This is a genomic window from Candidatus Zixiibacteriota bacterium (assembly GCA_034003725.1).
In the GTDB taxonomy this organism is placed as follows: Bacteria; Zixibacteria; MSB-5A5; order GN15; family FEB-12; genus WJMS01.
Map to the genome: position 1 here is coordinate 1 of JAVEYB010000002.1, position 14933 is coordinate 14933.

A 14933-nucleotide genomic window follows, 5' to 3' on the forward strand; every position below is an offset into this window, starting at 1 on the left:
TTCGCCACGGCGGGTGGGCACCGGACGAAACGGAATGAAGGGGTGGTGGTGTCAGCACCGTTTGCGGGAGAGGTTTGTTTAGTTTGACGAGTTGGTGGATGTGCAAACGGAGCTGACCTACGGGTAGGACACAGGTGGAGAACAAAAAGCGTGGGGAGATGGCGTGGTTTGTCCGAACCCCGACGTTCGCCGCGGCGGGTAGGCACCGGACGAAACGGAATGAAGGGGTGGTGGTGTCAGCACCGTTTGCGGGAGAGGTTTGTTTAGTTTGACGAGTTGGTGGATGTGCAAACGGAGCTGACCTACGGGTAGGACACAGGTGGAGAACAAAAAGCGTGGGGAGATGGCGTGGTTTGTCCGAACCCCTACGTTCGTCTCGGCGGGTAGGCACCGGACGAAACGGGATCAAGGGGTGGTGGTGTCAGCACCGTTTGCGGGAGAGGTTTGTTTAGTTTGACGAGTTGGTGGATGTGCAAACGGAGCTGACCTACGGGTAGGACACAGGTGGAGAACAAAATGGGTGGGGAGACGGTGCGATTTGACCGAACCCCGACGTTCACCACGGCGGGTAGGCACTGGACGAAACGGGATGAAGGGGTGGTGGTGTCAGCGCCGTTTGCGGGAGAGATTCGTTTAGTTTGACGAGTTGGTGGACGTGCAAACGGAGCTGACCTACGGCTCACTTGGCGGTTTCGAAGACGGAACCAACCTACTCAGGTTCGAAGACGGACCCGCCCTAAGAAGCAGCGTCGATTCAGCTCACACCCGTGCGACTGCGAGCATGTATTCCAGCAGTTTCTGCACGCCTTCCTTGCCGCGCGTACCGACCTCCATGGACGGCCCCACGCAGACAGGACAGCCCGACCCGCAGGCGCACTTGTCGACCTGATCACGACAGGCCTCAAACAACCGGTCAGCTTCGTGGTACAGCTTTGCCGACATCCCGACGCCGCCGGGGACGTTTTCGTAGATGTAGACGGTGGGTCTCTCGGTAAAGGGCGCTCTCACCTGTGAGATCGAGCGCAGGTCGCGGGAGTCACACATCACCCACAGCGGGGCGATCTTGCCGAGGATGTTGGCGAGACCGCGAAGCGCGCCGCCGAATTCATCGCCGGTCAGCCCCAGTTTGATCGCGATATCACCGGGGAAAGAGTACCAGAATGCGGTCGTGTGCATTTCCAGCTCCGGCATTTTAAGCTGGCCGGAGCCGACATTTTCGTGGGTGTGAAACTTGATCTTCTTGAACAGCACGGTGACGCAGGTAACGGAGACTTCGCCGTGGTGCATCCGAGCGCCGTCGATGTTCTCAGTCTCCTCCGATGTCCCCAGTACCTTCAGGTCGGTTTTCGTTTCGGCGTCGGTATAGTAGTCGACATCAACTTCCTTGACGTACGCCTTTTTGCCGTCCCAGTCGAGGGTGGTGACCTGGTACTGGTCGGCACCGTGCAGGTAGATGGCTTCGGGGTGCAGGAAGATCGGCGCCGAAAAATAGTCGACTTCGCCAATTACTTCAAACCCGCGCGACTCGTTCAGGATGACGAAGTTGTCCGGCGACGCCGACCGCAGGGACACCTGCTCCGCCGGATAAATGTCGGAGGACCAGTGGTAGCGGTCGCCGGCACGTCGCAACACATTCTGGTTGGCGAGGTAGTCGAGGATTTTGCCGGTGGAGGGGTCGTGGGAGAACTCCTCGGTGGTGAAGGGCAGTTCGAACGACGCGCACTTGAGATGGTTGGTGCGGATGATCAAATTCAGCGGGTCGATGACGCCGGCTTCGGGCGTGCGATCAAAAATGTACTTCGGTTCGGCGCACAGGAACTGGTTGATGGCGGTGGAATTCGCGATCATGATGGTCAGCGACGTACTGGATCGTCGGCCCGCGCGCCCGGCCTGCTGCAGCAGCGAGGCGATCGATCCGGGATAGCCGACAATGATAGAAACATCGAGGGAGCCGATATCAATCCCCAGTTCGAGGGCGTTGGTGGATACGACGCCGGTAATGGAACCGTTGCGCAATCCGCGCTCGATTCGTCGCCGCTCGTTGGGCAGATACCCGCCCCGGTATCCTTCGATCGATATGCCCTGGCCGAATGAACCCTTGAGTTCGCGCTGGAGGTAGGTGAGAATGATTTCCACCTGCAGTCGGAAGTGCGCAAAAACGATGGTCTGTATTTTCTCCCGCAGAAACAGGGCCGCCAGCTGTGCGGCCTCGTTGACGGCCGATTTGCGGATGCCGAGTTGGCGGTTCACGACCGGCGGATTGTACAGCAGGAAGTGTTTTTCGCCGGCCGGCGCGCCGTTGTCGTTGACCAGCGTGAGCTGGCGGCCGATGATACGCGACGCCAGATCATCGGGATTCGCGATGGTCGCGGAGCAGCAGATGAATTTCGGGTTCGACCCGTAGAAGCGGCAGATGCGGAGCAGGCGGGTGACGACGTTCGCCAGATGAGAACCAAAGACGCCCCGGTACTGGTGAATTTCATCGATCACCACGTAGCGGAGATTCTCGAACAGCTTGATCCACTTGGTGTGATGCGGAAGAATACCGGCGTGCAGCATATCCGGATTAGTGACGACAATCTGCCCCGCCGACCGTATCAACCGTCGCGCGGTCTGTGGCGTGTCACCGTCGAATGTGTACGTCTTGATATCGACATCGAGTTCTTCAACCGTTTCGTGCAGTTCCGCGAGCTGATCCTGTGAGAGGGCCTTGGTCGGAAACAAGTAGAGGGCGCGGGCGCTGGGATTTTGCAGAACCTCATGGAGCACCGGCAGATTGTAGCACAGGGTCTTGCCGGAGGCGGTTGGAGTGACAACCACCACATCCTCGCCGCCAACGGCGGCATCGATTGCCTGTCGCTGGTGCGTGTAGAGCTGCCGGATGCCGCGTCGGCTGAAGGCATTGACCAGGCGTTTGTCCAACGAGTCGGGATAGTCCGCGTAGCGTGCATCACGCGGCGGAAAGGTCTGCCAGTGGGCGATGTTGCCGCCGACGGACGGATCGGCACGAAGGAAATCGATGATTTGCTCGAGATTCATGCGGTCAACTCTTGGTGAAGGCTGGGGTGGACGCTCAAACGAGCCCGGTCAGTTGACGCCGGCAGATATCGCATAGTTTTTCGCCTTTGCTGTCGATATCGAGCATGATCTGGCTGAAGTAGTTCACGCATTTGGGGTTGCGACATTCAGTCAGGCCAAACAAGGCCGACAGCCGATGGACGGCCTCTTTGTACAGTCTCGGATACACTTTGGAATCGTCTTCCGGGAGGCCATAGAACTCCTGCCGCATATGGTAGAGCGAGACGACCGCCGTTCCGGAAAGGCGGTCGACAGAGCTGATTACGTAGTTCTCTTCCGGTAGGTAGAGGTCCTCTTCGCAGACCGCAATCACTTTCTCGCGGCTGTTGGCTTTGGTTCGCTCAATCTTGGACAGCAAGACCTGTGCGTAGAACTGGTTTCGGATGACGTTGTAGCCCTCGTCGGGCATTTTCATGCCTTTGAGGATGTCGACAGAGCGGTTGAAGACGGGGCCGAGACTCGAGGCCAGTTTGTTGACCATCATAAAATCCGCCTCGCCCATCGGCACGACAACGATTTTTGATTTCAGGAGCGCCATCACAGGACCTGCCATAGCGTCACTCGGCGCCGAAGAAGCGCGAGGTGGACCCGGCGGGGGAGACCTTCACTTCCGCTTTTTTCCGGCCGCACCGCGGGCAGTATCCCACGAAGGCCGTTCCGGCCTTGTTCAGATAGAGGCGGGTGTAGACGTTACAGCACTTGAAGTGCATGCCGATAAACGGTCGCCCGGCCCGGATGTGTGCTGGTTTTTCTGTCACGGGGATAATATACGGTTTGAGCGTCGAATTGCAATATGATGCCGGTCATGGTTCGGGCGGACGGGAGGCCTCTTGAATGATACTTACGGTGGAAGAGCATCCGAGTCGGGACGCGCCGGAGTCGATCAACAGACGCGCCTGAGACAGAGTACGAATGCCGCCGGCGGCTTTCAGTTTTATGCGGTCGCCGACTGCTGCGTGGAGCAGGCGCACCTGTTCGTCGGTCACCGGACCGGCGAAGCCGGTTCCCGTTTTGACAAATTCCGCACCGGCGTTTGCCACCGCTTTGGCGGCGTCGGGCCAGCGGCCGGGGTCGAGCAAGTTGCACTCGATGATTACTTTGAGGATTACGTTCGACGGCAGGTTGCGCCGCACTTTGCGAATTTCGGATTCGGCTTCGACGAAACGGTCCGAGGCGAGCCAGCCGATATTGGCGACCAGGTCGATTTCGTTGGCGCCGTCGTCGACCGATGCGAGGCATTCAGCGACCTTGATTTCCGTTTTGGTCGCGCCAAGGGGGAACCCGGCGGTGGCGGCGACGCTGATGTCGGTATCGGCGAGAAGATCACACGCGAGGGTCACCCAGACGGGATTGACACATACGGCCGCGAAGCGGTAGGTTCGGGCCTCGGCGCACAGGGTGCGAATCTGCAGTTCCGTGGTATCGGAACGGAGGTTGGTGTGGTCAAACAGGCCCGCCAGATCCGACGGGCGCATTGTCGACTCACTGGAATGGTTCAAAGGGTGTGCCCCCGAATCGTTCGGAAATACCGAATACGTGCGCCAGGGTAGCCGCGACGTCGACAAAACTCGTCCGGGTGCCCAGATTAACGCCGCCTTTGACGGATTTCCCGTACACGAGCAGCGGGACGTATTCGCGCGTGTGGTCGGTTGACTGCTTCTGGGTGGGATCACATCCGTGGTCGGCGGTGATGATCAGCAAGTCATCGTCGCGGAGCACGGTCATCAACTCGCCCAGCCGGGCATCAAAGCGCTCCAGGGCGCGCGCGAAGCCGGTTTCATCGTTGCGGTGGCCCCAGTGCATATCGAAATCGACACAGTTGCCGAAGATCAGGCGGTGATCGGTGTCGTCGCGGGTTGCGAGGTACATTACCGACATAACTTCGTCGTTGTCGGCGGTCTTGATGGTGTGGGTGATGCCCCGGCCGCCGTACAAATCGTAGATCTTGCCGACGGCCAGTACGCGGTGGCCGTTTTGTACCAGTAAATCGAGGATGGTGTTTGTATCGGGCAGCCGGGAGAAGTCCTTCCGTCCGGCGGTGCGTCTGAACGAGCCCGGATCGCCGACAAAGGGACGGGCGATCACACGGCCGACCGCATATTTGCCGGTGCACAGGCGGCGAGCGATACGGCAGATTTCGTACAGCCGGTCGGGCGGATAGAGTTCCTCGTGGGCGGCTATCTGGAAGACTGAATCGGCCGATGTGTAGACGATCAGTTTGCCGGTGGCGAGGTGTTCCTCGCCGAGTTCTTCGATGATGGTGGTGCCGCTGGCAGGCTTGTTCCCGAGGACGCCGACGCCGGTTTCTTCCGTGAAACGCCGTATGAGGTCGTCCGGGAAGCCACCGGGGAAGACCGGGAAGGGCGACTGGAGCGTGATGCCGGCTATCTCCCAGTGGCCGGTGGTGGAATCCTTGCCGGGTGAGCGCTCGGCCATCCTGCCGAAGCTGCCGGCCGGTTGAGGGGCGGGGGGGACGCCCTCGATATCGACGATATTGCCGAGTCCGAGCCGCGCGAGGTGCGGAAGGTGCAATCCGCCGGCGGCGACGGCGACGTGGGGAATGGTGGATGCGCCTTCGTCGCCGTAGCGGTCGGCGTCGGGAAGTTCTCCGACCCCGCAGCCGTCGATGACGATCATGATCACGCGAGTTACGTTCATAGGGAGAAGGTAGGGCCGCCGGTCACTGCGGCAAAGAAAAAAAGCCCGCCCCGACGAGTCGGGGCGGGTGCGTGCGAAATTTGTGAATGATCTACTTCGGGACGCTTTGGACCAGCTGCTGTTCGGCGTCCACCTCGACCTTGCTTCGGTACTGCTTCCACTTGCCGCCTTCGACCATTTTGCGGTCGCTGTCGATCAGCCACCGTTCCCGGATGGATACGGCGACGCCTTCGACATACGCGAAATACATCATGCCGCTGACGTCGATTCGGTCGACGCCCTGTCTGAGGGTGCTGTCGCCATCCATGGGGGGGATCGGCAGAAGGAGATTTCCGTCGTAGGCGATCACGGCGCACTCAAACCCTTTTTCGCGGGCGAAGGACTTCAGTTCGTACGTCGTGGCGGCTTCGACTTTTTCGTCATTCAGCATGACATGGGTGGAGTGGCTCCATGTTTTGCCCTGTTCGACGGGGCCTTTCGGGAAGACGGTGGAGGCCTGTTCGTAGAACTGTCGGGTGTACGCCGTGTCTTTGACGCCGGACTGTCCGAAATCCAGATCAGCGAGGCGTCCGTCGGGGTGCATGTACAGGGTAAGCGTGCTGGTTGAGACCATGGTGTCGATCACATTCGGGTCGCCCATGCGTGGTTCGTAGACGCGGCGGTTGATGGTCTGGATGATTTCCGCCGTGCCTTCGGCAAGCACGCGGCGGACCTGCTCTTCGGCGGTGATGTCGATGGCGTACGTTCCCTCGGCCGACATTGAGTCACCGTTGAATTTCATCCAGTGGTGTTTGCGATTGATCTCGAAAACGTGCGTCTGACCGGGCTCGAATTTGAGGCGCAGCAAGACGCTTTTTTTCTGCTGCGTGCACCCGGCGTACCAGGAGAGGGCGAGGACCGCTCCCAGGACGGACACTACGATAGCTACTCGTTTCAACGTGCTGCTCCGTGAGGTTTGGGTTGCTCCTTAGCGGCCGGTCAGGTCGGCGAGTCCGGAGAGGCGGCCGATCGATCCGGGCGGGCTCAGCAGGAAGATCCCCTTCCTGAGGCTTGACCGCTCTTCCATCGTGGCCAGATCCATGACGTGCCGTTCGAGATGATCGGCTGCCGCGCCGGCCAGAAAGACCCCGGACTGATCGTCGTCACCGGGTGCGTACACTTCGGTGTGACGGGAGCCGAGGGTCAGGGCCGCGAAAAACAGGAACAGGGAGGCGGCAGCCGAGACCAGCGACCGAACGAACATGCGCCGCTGGTGGGATGGATCGGGCGGCTCGACGGCTGTTTTGACCGGCAGGGTTCCGGCATCCACGGTGCGGGCCTCGATGAGCCGGGTCAGCTCGTCGAAATAGGCCTCGCCGGGATCGGGAGCGCGTTTTTGTCGTAACGCCTGCTTAAGACGAACCAGCAGGTCGTGCTCGGAGCGGAGGTCCTCCGAGCCGGCGAGGAGTTTTTTGACCTCGGCCAGTTCGGTCTCCGGCAGCTCGTTATCGACAAAATCCCCGAGGAGCGACATCTTGTGGCGGTGTGTCATTCTTACTCCTTACTTGGTAAGTCGCTTCTTCAGGATCTTCTTTAATTTCGTTCTCGCAATATGAAGGTTGGAGCGCACGGTCGCTTCGGGACACTCGAGGATGCTCGCGATCTCCGCCTTAGTATATCCTTCGACATCATGCAGGATTGCTGTAATCTTCTGCTTGGGCGGCAGGAGATCGAGCGCGCGCTGTATTTCCTCCATCAAGGCTTTGTCTCTGAACAGGTCGCCGGGGGTGCGCACGTGCCGGGACAGGTCGGTCTGGATCTCGCCCGGGAGCGAGGACGGGTCGTTGCTGACCTCGCCATAGATCCGGCGCTTGCGCAACAGGTCGATCGAGTAATTGGTGGCGATCCGAATCAGAAACGACGTGAAATTCGTTACGTGGTTCAGGTCCTCTCGCCGCTTGTACACCCGGACAAATGACTCCTGGACGACCTCATCGGCGTCGAGATGATTACCGAGCATCTGGTACGCCAGCGAGTAGATTTTCCGCCGGTACCGCCTGATCAGCTCGGTAAAGGCCCGATCGGAGCCGTCCAGAAATTCCTGTAACAGTTCGGGGACAGATTTTTTCTGACCCCCGAGATCTTCCACCATAAGAGACGAACGTACGAGTTGTGTGTTTAACGTACAAAAAAACGGGTTGACGGACCCTGTGGCAAAGGTTACCCTTCATGGTTGGTTTGTCAATCGTTTTTTGGATCAACGACTTATACGGACAGCCCGGATGACCGCCCCGCCCCTCCAGGAACATCGTTACAAGCTTTTCACGGTCGGCGCCCTGGGTACCTTCATGGCGACCCTTGACGGATCAATCGTCAACGTGACGCTGCCAACGCTTGCCACGCAGCTCGACACGTCGATCGACACAGTCGCCTGGGTCGTCCTCGCGTATGCACTGACCCTGATTTCCCTTCTGTTGTTGTTTGGCGCGTGGACAGAGATACGCGGCTACCGTTTCTCCTATACGTTCGGCTTTGTCTTTTTTCTGATCGGATCGATCATGTGTTCATTTTCGCCGACCATCCACTGGCTGATCGTCAGTCGGGCGGTACAGGCGATCGGGACGGCGATGTTCGCGTCTATCGGACCCGGCATGGTCGCGACCGTGTTTCCGCCATCGGAACGGGGAAAGTGGATCGGGACGATGGTTATGATGGTTGCCGCCGGATTTATGGTTGGCCCCCCGCTCGGCGGTTTGCTGCTGAAATTCTTCAGCTGGCATTCGATTTTCATCATCAATCTGCCGATCGGTATCATCGGGCTGTTTTTCGTCCGTCGGTACTTTCGGCACTACACCCCTCCGCGGACCGAGCGACGTATTCATCTGGTCGGAGCGCTGTCTATCGCGGTCGGACTCGTCACGTTCGTCCTCGCGCTGACCTTTGCCAACGACTACCCGTGGGGAGACGTGCGGATATGGGGAACCGCCCTCGTGTCGATACTGGCCCTGAGCGCGTTCTATCATTACGAGCGTGATCCACGAACCGCTTTGATTGGACTGGATATTTTTCGAAATCGGACTTTCACCGCGTCGATGCTGGCAGCGACCGTACACTTCATGGCGTTGTCCGGTGTGCTGCTTCTCGTGCCGTTCTATCTGGAACGGGTCAAGGGGCTGGAGCCGTCGCAGGTCGGGATGTTTCTGGTCATCATGCCGGTCGGCATGTTCATACTGTCGTCGTGGGCCGGGAGGATTTCGGACCGGATCGGGTACCGTTTGATAACGAGCGTGGGAATGGCGGGTCTCGGGGCGGGACTACTGATGTTTTCGGGGTTCGGGGAGGACACTGCGCTGTCGTATGTCGTCCTGACGCTGGTGGTGGTCAGTGTCGGCACCGGGTTATTCAGCACGCCGAACTCCTCGGCGATGATGGGGGCTGTAACCGATCGGCAGCGGGCTATTGCATCGGGCATCCTGGCGACAAATCGGAATATCGGCATGTCGGTCGGGGTCGCGCTGTCGACGACCCTGTTTACGTATTTCCAGCATCGGTTCGCCTACCTCGACAATCCCCACGCCGTGTTTGCAGCCAGCTACAAACCGGTGGTGTATGTCTCGGCGGCGCTGACCGTGATTGGGCTCGGCTTGTGTCTGCTGAGGACGGAGACTTCGCACGGGGGATCGGTCGCGACACCTACCAACGGTCAGTCGCCCGTGCCGCCGACATAAAAGTATTGACAGCGGTGAGCGCTGCCGATATACTACAAGTCTGATTTTATCGGGGCCATAGCTCAGTTGGGAGAGCGCTTGACTGGCAGTCAAGAGGTCAGGGGTTCGACCCCCCTTGGCTCCACCAAATCACCGGAAGCCCTTCGATCATCGAAGGGCTTCTTCCTGTTCGGACGGTACGTCTTCGCAGTTCAAGTATCGGACCAGTGATTCAAGCCGTTGCTGCCAATACGCCCGAAACGGCTCAAGCCATTCCGCGGCATCAATCAGCGGATCGGCCTCCAATCGGCAGACAAAACTCCGTCCTACCCGTCGACGTCGCACCAGACCGGCGCGTTCCAGGATTCCCAGGTGTTTGGAGATGCCGGGGAGAGTCATGTGAAAGGGTTCGGCTATTTGTGATACAGTCAGGGGGCCATCGAGTAGTCGGGTGACGATTGCGAGTCGTGTTGGATCGGAGAGTGCGTCAAACGTACGGCATGCGGATTCGATGCTTGGGTAAACCATATGGTTATGTATCATCATTTGCGCGGGTATCGTCAAGTAAAATACTTAACGAATTGGTAAAATAAAACCCGGTCCAGCCATGTGCGGCCGGACCGGGCAGGTGTGCGTGAACTGCCTCTTGTCGAGGCAACATCTTTACATACTGTCGGAACCGCCCGCCTGCGCGGCCCGGTTTTCGGCTTCAAGTCTCCGGAGGCGGGACGTAGCCAGCGGGTAGTAAATCAGGAACGCGAGGCCCGCAAAGACGAACGTGAGGCCAACGGCGACTTCGGCAGTGACATCGTAAGGGAAAAGCTGGCTTAGCAGGGCCGCCAGACCGATTCCGACGAGGACCATACCCCATTTGAGCGAGCTCAGCGCCTGCAGCTCCCGGTTCGGGGTGAAGAGGTGCTGCACGTTCTTGTCGACCAACCCCTTCTCGATCAGCCGGTTACGCGTTCTGGCATCAGCCAGAATCTTTATGATGTAGCTGAACGCGAAGAAGATTATTCCGGTTATGAGCACGTCCTGCATCATATGGACTCCTTTTCTGGTTTTCAGACTGTTGCTACCCATCTGACAGGCCACTCGGGAAGTTGTTGCAGACCAGACAGAAAAATGAAACTTTTGCAGGCCTGAACCTGTCTGATGTACCATGTTGAGGCACGCATGACAGAACAGGCGCTGGTTCAGGATATCCTAACGGGCAATCGCGACGCATTCCGCGACTTTATGACCCGGTATCAGTCGCTTGTGGTGCATGTGGTCGGCCGGATGGTCCCCAATGAGGCTGACCGTCAGGACATCTGCCAGGATGTCTTTGTTAAAGCCTATCGCAATCTGAATGGATTCAATTTCGAGGCGAAGTTGTCGACCTGGCTTGCCCGGATAGCGTACAACACCGCCTTAAATCACCTTGAAAAGCGCCGAGTCGACTTGTTTGACGACATCACCGCCGAGCACGACCGGCTGGAAGACAGACCGGCCAGCGGGCGGACGGTGGACGAGTCGGTGGCGGTATCGGACAGCGCCCGGCGGGTGCGGACCGAGATAGACCGCCTGCCGGTTTTGTACGGTACGATTCTGGCGCTGTATCACCTCGAAGAAATGACCTACCGGGAGATTGCCGACGTGATGCAATTACCCGAAGGCACCGTAAAAAGCTATCTGTTTCGGGCGCGTAAGATGCTGAAAGACCGGCTGACCGCCGCGTACGCCGAGGAGGATCTATGTCGGTAGAAAGACTCACCGATGAACGGATATTCGACTACCTCGACGGGAACCTGTCGGCGGAGGAACGGCAGGCGGTGGAGTGGTTGATCGCGCTGAGCGAGGAAAACAGGGCGCTGGTCGGGCAGTACCGGGAGTTGTACGGGCAGCTTGGCACCAGACAGGTATACAGCGTGCCGCCGAGTTTCGAGCATGCGGTGCTCGAGCAGATTGAAATGGCGCGTCGCCAACGGCGCTGGTTTACGCGGCTTACTGCCGCCGCGCTTGCGGCGTGTGGAACCGCGGCGGTTCTGATTCTGGGATCGATGCTCGATCTGTCGCCGGTCGCAGCATGGCTGGTGCAGATGTTGCCCGAACTTCCCTCCGCGGCTGATGTTGCCTCGGTGTGCACGGAGTCGGCGCAGGCGTGCGGCGCCGTGATCGGCAGTCTCGGGTCGGGCTCTGCACTGTTTGCGTTTGCGGGCGCGATCCTGGTCGGTTTTCACATGCTGGATTCGGCGCTGGTCCGCTCACATTTTCGCAGCATGTCCGAGTCCTGAGCGGCGCCGATCATTTGATGATCCGGATCAGCTGACGGAACGTATCTCCCTCCGCGACTTTTTGTAATTCCATCAGGCACATTTCCACCGACGTCAATACGGCGCCCGCGTCCTTGATTCGCTGGACGCCGAACTGGTAATTGTGCTCGAGCCGCGATGAAACGGCATCGACAACAAGATGCACCCGGTAACCGGCATCGAGCAGATCCATCGCGCTCTGGTAAACGCAAATATGCGTCTCTATACCGGTCAGCAGGATGTCCTTTCGGCCGAGCCGGTCGAGTTCACGAACGAAATCAGGGTTGCCGCAGGTCGAAAACGATTTTTTCACCAGCGGTGACGTGCCGGTAAGGGCGGCTTTCAGTTCGGGGATGGTTTCGCCGAGTTTGTCGGGGAGCTGCTCGTTCCAGATGATCGGTATGCTCAGCGCCTGTGCGCCGCGTGCCATGCGGACGAGGTTGGCGAACAGTCGTTCCTTCTCGTACATGAGGGTGGCCAGCTTGCCCTGAATATCAACGTAGACGAGGGTAGTGCTGTCGGGTGTCAGCATCGTGTTCTCCTGACTGAACGTTCGCGATTTTCTGGTCAAAGTACGTTATAGCGCTCTCCGCCGAAACAGAAAAAGGACATCACGCGCAGTCCGCGGGCGCCGATCCGCCGAGGAACAAGTAGTTGACCAGGTGGATCAGGTCGGACAGATCGATACTGCCGCCGGAATCTCCGTTGGTGTTTGCTTCGGCGGGGCAGTCCGGCGACGGTCCGCCGAGGAAGAGGTAGTTGACGAGCCAGATCAGGTCTGACAAGTCGATCGCCTCTTCGGAGTCGGCGTTGACGTTGCCGGTCGTGCCGATACAGCAGGGATCGGGCGGTCCCGCGCAGTAATCTTCGACCGCGCCGTCGTGGACGATTTTGCGGACCCGGCCGGTGTTCAGTTCGGCGATATACAGTTCGCCGTAGTAGTCTTCGCCGAAGGTCGCCAGATCGAAGTTGCCGACGTCAAACATGGGCGATCCGAATTCCGAGTCGACATTGCCGGCGGAGTCGACTTTCAGGCGCCAGATCTGACCCGTGCAATAGTCTCCGTAGATATACCAGCCGGTCAGATCGGGTATTGCGCATCCCCGGTAGACATGGCCGCCCGTGATGGAGCAGCGCCCGTTGTTGTGATTGTATTCGAAGATGGGGTGGTCCAGACCGGCGGAGTCGCAGTTGCTCGCCGGTTCATAGCAGTGGAAACCTTCGGTGATATCCCAGCCGTAGTTCTGCCCGCCGAGGTCGCTCCACCGTGTGACGTTCACTTCCTCGTAGACAAACTGGCCGACATCGGCGATCCACAGGTCGGCGGTGACGCGGTCGAAGCTCCAGCGGTAGGGGTTGCGCAGGCCGAATGCGAATATTTCGGGGAGGGTGTCTACCGTTCCGACCCAGGGGTTACCGACCGGGACGGTGTAAGGTGCGCCGTTGCGGACGTCAATCCTCAACAGCTTGCCCAGAAGCGCAAACGGGCTCTGCGCCATCTCCAGCGGATCACCCGTGCCGCCGCCGTCGCCCATGCCGATATACAGATACTTGTCGGGGCCGAAGAGGATCGTGCCGCCGTTGTGGTTGGTCTGCGGCTGACGGATCTTGAGAATAACCTGCTCTGCCGAGGGGTCGGCGATATCGGGGTTGCCGGTGATGGGGAATCTCGAGATAAACGTCCAGTCGGTGTCGTTGATGCGGTTGACGTAGTTCAGGAAAAATGCCTGGGTGTCGGGGAAATCGGGGTGGAAGGCCATGCCGAGGAGGCCGCGCTCCCCGCCGGTAACGACACGATCGCTGATATCGAGCATGGGCTGCGACAGCACCGAGTCACCTTCGATAATCCGCACGTAGCCTTCGCGCTCCAAGACGAACAGCCGTACGCTGTCGTTAGGGGCGCTGGTGATGTAGATCGGGTTCGAAAGCCCCGAAACGACCGTTTGCAGGGAGAGGGTCAGGGTATCGGGGTTTTGGGCATGGCCGGTTGTCGCGATCAGCCCCGCGACGAAAAGGAAGCAGAGGCCTCGGAAAAACTGTACACGGATCATCGTATCCTCCTCCTGCGCGCGGGAAGGCGCGCACGCTGCTCGGATTGACAGGGCATGTCGGGAATGTGGTAAAAATGGATTTCCGTTCTCTGTTATACAACGCCGTTACGGCCGGGAAGTGCCCGCCGTGTGCGTTGAGATCAGGACTTCAACGGCCGCCACGAGAGAATGCGGTCCAGCCGGAACGTGCGCTCATCGTGGGCCAGCAGGCACTGGGCGTTAAGGTAGAGGTTTTGTCCGAGGCGGTGGATGTGAATCGGCCTGATCGGCCTCGTCTGAATGGGTTGGCCCGGTTTGGCGTAGCGGATTTCGATGGTGGCGGCATCGCGGATGGCGGCTGCGAGGGAGTCAAATTCCGGGGGAAGCTCCGTTACGACCTGGGCGCCATCGGCGAATTTATAGACACCAATCGTCTCGAACAACTCTGATATTGTCGTAAACTCACGGGTCATCCCGATCAACTTCAGGAAAATCAGAGAGACCAGATCGGCATCGCCAAGCGCCCGGTGAACCTGAGAGTCGGCCAGTTCAAGTTTGAGCGCGAGCGACAGGAGAGAGTACGACGGCAGATCGGGCTCGAGATAGCGGGCGAGATCGCGCGTGTCGACAATCGGATTTTCCGGCAAGGGCAGGTTGTTACGTCGAATCTCCCACGCGATAAACGAAATATCAAAGGGGGCGTTGTGGGCGATCAGGACCGAGTCCGGGCCGCAGAAGTCGAAGAAACGCGCAAGCACCGGCCCGACCGGGTCGGCATCGGATACCATCGAGTCGGTGATGCGGTGAATGCTCACGACCTCACCGGGGATCGGTCGGCCCGGGTTAACCAGTTCGGTGAACATGGCGATATCCCGTCCCTCCAGGTCAAATGCCAGGGCCCCGACTTCCACTATCCGGTTGCTGGCCGCCCACAGGCCGGTAGTCTCGGTGTCGAACGCGACAAAGCGAATCCGGTTCAGGGGGGAGAGGAGATCAAACCCGGGTTCCATGACATAAACATGCGGTTTCGGGTTCCAATTGACAATAGCTTTCGGCAGGCTATCTTGTACGCGGAGGTACTGACATGCAGTGCACCGTCACGCAGAAAACCGTATCCGCCCGGAGCGGCCTCCCGGCCAACTGCTCCTCGTCGATCTACAACTCCCTCTCGGCCTCAGGGCTGCAGG

The 14933-nt window shown here is 59.2% G+C and carries 16 protein-coding genes and 1 tRNA gene; 4 read left to right on the forward strand and 13 right to left on the reverse strand.

From position 1 onward, the window contains the following. Positions 1-759 precede the first annotated feature (759 nt). The 8 genes from RBT76_03030 to RBT76_03065 all read right to left on the reverse strand — a co-directional run bounded on the left by RBT76_03030 (position 760) and on the right by RBT76_03065 (position 7867). On the reverse strand, positions 760-3039 hold the full coding sequence (locus tag RBT76_03030) for a DEAD/DEAH box helicase (protein MDX9856744.1): 2280 nt from the start codon (positions 3037-3039) through the stop codon (positions 760-762). A 34-nt stretch (positions 3040-3073) separates the two neighbouring features. Further along, on the reverse strand, positions 3074-3631 hold the full coding sequence (locus tag RBT76_03035; protein MDX9856745.1) for a hypothetical protein: 558 nt from the start codon (positions 3629-3631) through the stop codon (positions 3074-3076). A gap of 4 nt (positions 3632-3635) precedes the next feature. After that, positions 3636-3836, reverse strand: coding sequence for a hypothetical protein (locus RBT76_03040; GenBank protein MDX9856746.1), 201 nt, complete (start codon positions 3834-3836; stop codon positions 3636-3638). Positions 3837-3881: 45 nt separating this feature from the next. Beyond that, positions 3882-4553 (reverse strand): deoxyribose-phosphate aldolase, encoded by a 672-nt coding sequence (gene deoC / locus RBT76_03045; protein MDX9856747.1) that lies wholly within the window; start codon positions 4551-4553, stop codon positions 3882-3884. A gap of 7 nt (positions 4554-4560) precedes the next feature. Then, positions 4561-5736 carry a phosphopentomutase gene (locus RBT76_03050; protein ID MDX9856748.1) on the reverse strand — a complete coding sequence of 392 codons (1176 nt, stop codon included), beginning with the start codon at positions 5734-5736 and terminating at the stop codon, positions 4561-4563. A 91-nt stretch (positions 5737-5827) separates the two neighbouring features. Further along, positions 5828-6673 (reverse strand): hypothetical protein, encoded by an 846-nt coding sequence (locus RBT76_03055; GenBank protein ID MDX9856749.1) that lies wholly within the window; start codon positions 6671-6673, stop codon positions 5828-5830. A 30-nt stretch (positions 6674-6703) separates the two neighbouring features. Beyond that, positions 6704-7267, reverse strand: a complete 564-nt coding sequence (locus tag RBT76_03060) for a hypothetical protein (protein MDX9856750.1) — start codon at positions 7265-7267, stop codon at positions 6704-6706. A gap of 9 nt (positions 7268-7276) precedes the next feature. After that, on the reverse strand, positions 7277-7867 hold the full coding sequence (locus tag RBT76_03065) for an RNA polymerase sigma factor (protein MDX9856751.1): 591 nt from the start codon (positions 7865-7867) through the stop codon (positions 7277-7279). Between the two features lie 130 nt (positions 7868-7997). Between RBT76_03065 and RBT76_03070 the strand changes: the two genes are divergently transcribed. Both RBT76_03070 and RBT76_03075 read left to right on the forward strand, forming a co-directional pair. Next, positions 7998-9443 (forward strand): MFS transporter, encoded by a 1446-nt coding sequence (locus RBT76_03070; GenBank protein MDX9856752.1) that lies wholly within the window; start codon positions 7998-8000, stop codon positions 9441-9443. Positions 9444-9494: 51 nt separating this feature from the next. Further along, positions 9495-9570 (forward strand) — tRNA-Ala (locus tag RBT76_03075). Between the two features lie 20 nt (positions 9571-9590). On the opposite strand, the gene RBT76_03080 is transcribed toward RBT76_03075, so the two are convergent. Together RBT76_03080 and RBT76_03085 are read right to left on the reverse strand one after the other, a co-directional pair. Beyond that, positions 9591-9950: a metalloregulator ArsR/SmtB family transcription factor gene (locus RBT76_03080; protein MDX9856753.1), complete on the reverse strand. Its 360-nt coding sequence runs from the start codon at positions 9948-9950 to the stop codon at positions 9591-9593. Between the two features lie 135 nt (positions 9951-10085). Beyond that, positions 10086-10466 carry a hypothetical protein gene (locus RBT76_03085; protein MDX9856754.1) on the reverse strand — a complete coding sequence of 127 codons (381 nt, stop codon included), beginning with the start codon at positions 10464-10466 and terminating at the stop codon, positions 10086-10088. Between the two features lie 132 nt (positions 10467-10598). Between RBT76_03085 and RBT76_03090 the strand changes: the two genes are divergently transcribed. Both RBT76_03090 and RBT76_03095 read left to right on the forward strand, forming a co-directional pair. Beyond that, complete coding sequence (locus RBT76_03090; protein ID MDX9856755.1) at positions 10599-11168, forward strand: sigma-70 family RNA polymerase sigma factor; 570 nt, start codon at positions 10599-10601, stop codon at positions 11166-11168. Then, the gene (locus RBT76_03095) at positions 11159-11698 is read left to right on the forward strand and encodes a hypothetical protein (protein MDX9856756.1); all 540 of its coding nucleotides are present in this window, start codon (positions 11159-11161) and stop codon (positions 11696-11698) included. The genes RBT76_03090 and RBT76_03095 overlap by 10 nt, the downstream gene beginning before the upstream one ends. Before the next feature lie 10 nt (positions 11699-11708). On the opposite strand, the gene RBT76_03100 is transcribed toward RBT76_03095, so the two are convergent. The 3 genes from RBT76_03100 to RBT76_03110 form a co-directional block, all read right to left on the reverse strand. Beyond that, complete coding sequence (locus RBT76_03100) at positions 11709-12248, reverse strand: hydrolase (protein MDX9856757.1); 540 nt, start codon at positions 12246-12248, stop codon at positions 11709-11711. A gap of 79 nt (positions 12249-12327) precedes the next feature. Further along, entirely contained in the window at positions 12328-13767 is a 1440-nt protein-coding gene (locus tag RBT76_03105) for a PQQ-dependent sugar dehydrogenase (protein ID MDX9856758.1), read from the reverse strand. A gap of 140 nt (positions 13768-13907) precedes the next feature. After that, complete coding sequence (locus tag RBT76_03110) at positions 13908-14756, reverse strand: exonuclease domain-containing protein (protein ID MDX9856759.1); 849 nt, start codon at positions 14754-14756, stop codon at positions 13908-13910. Positions 14757-14933: the final 177 nt, after the last annotated feature.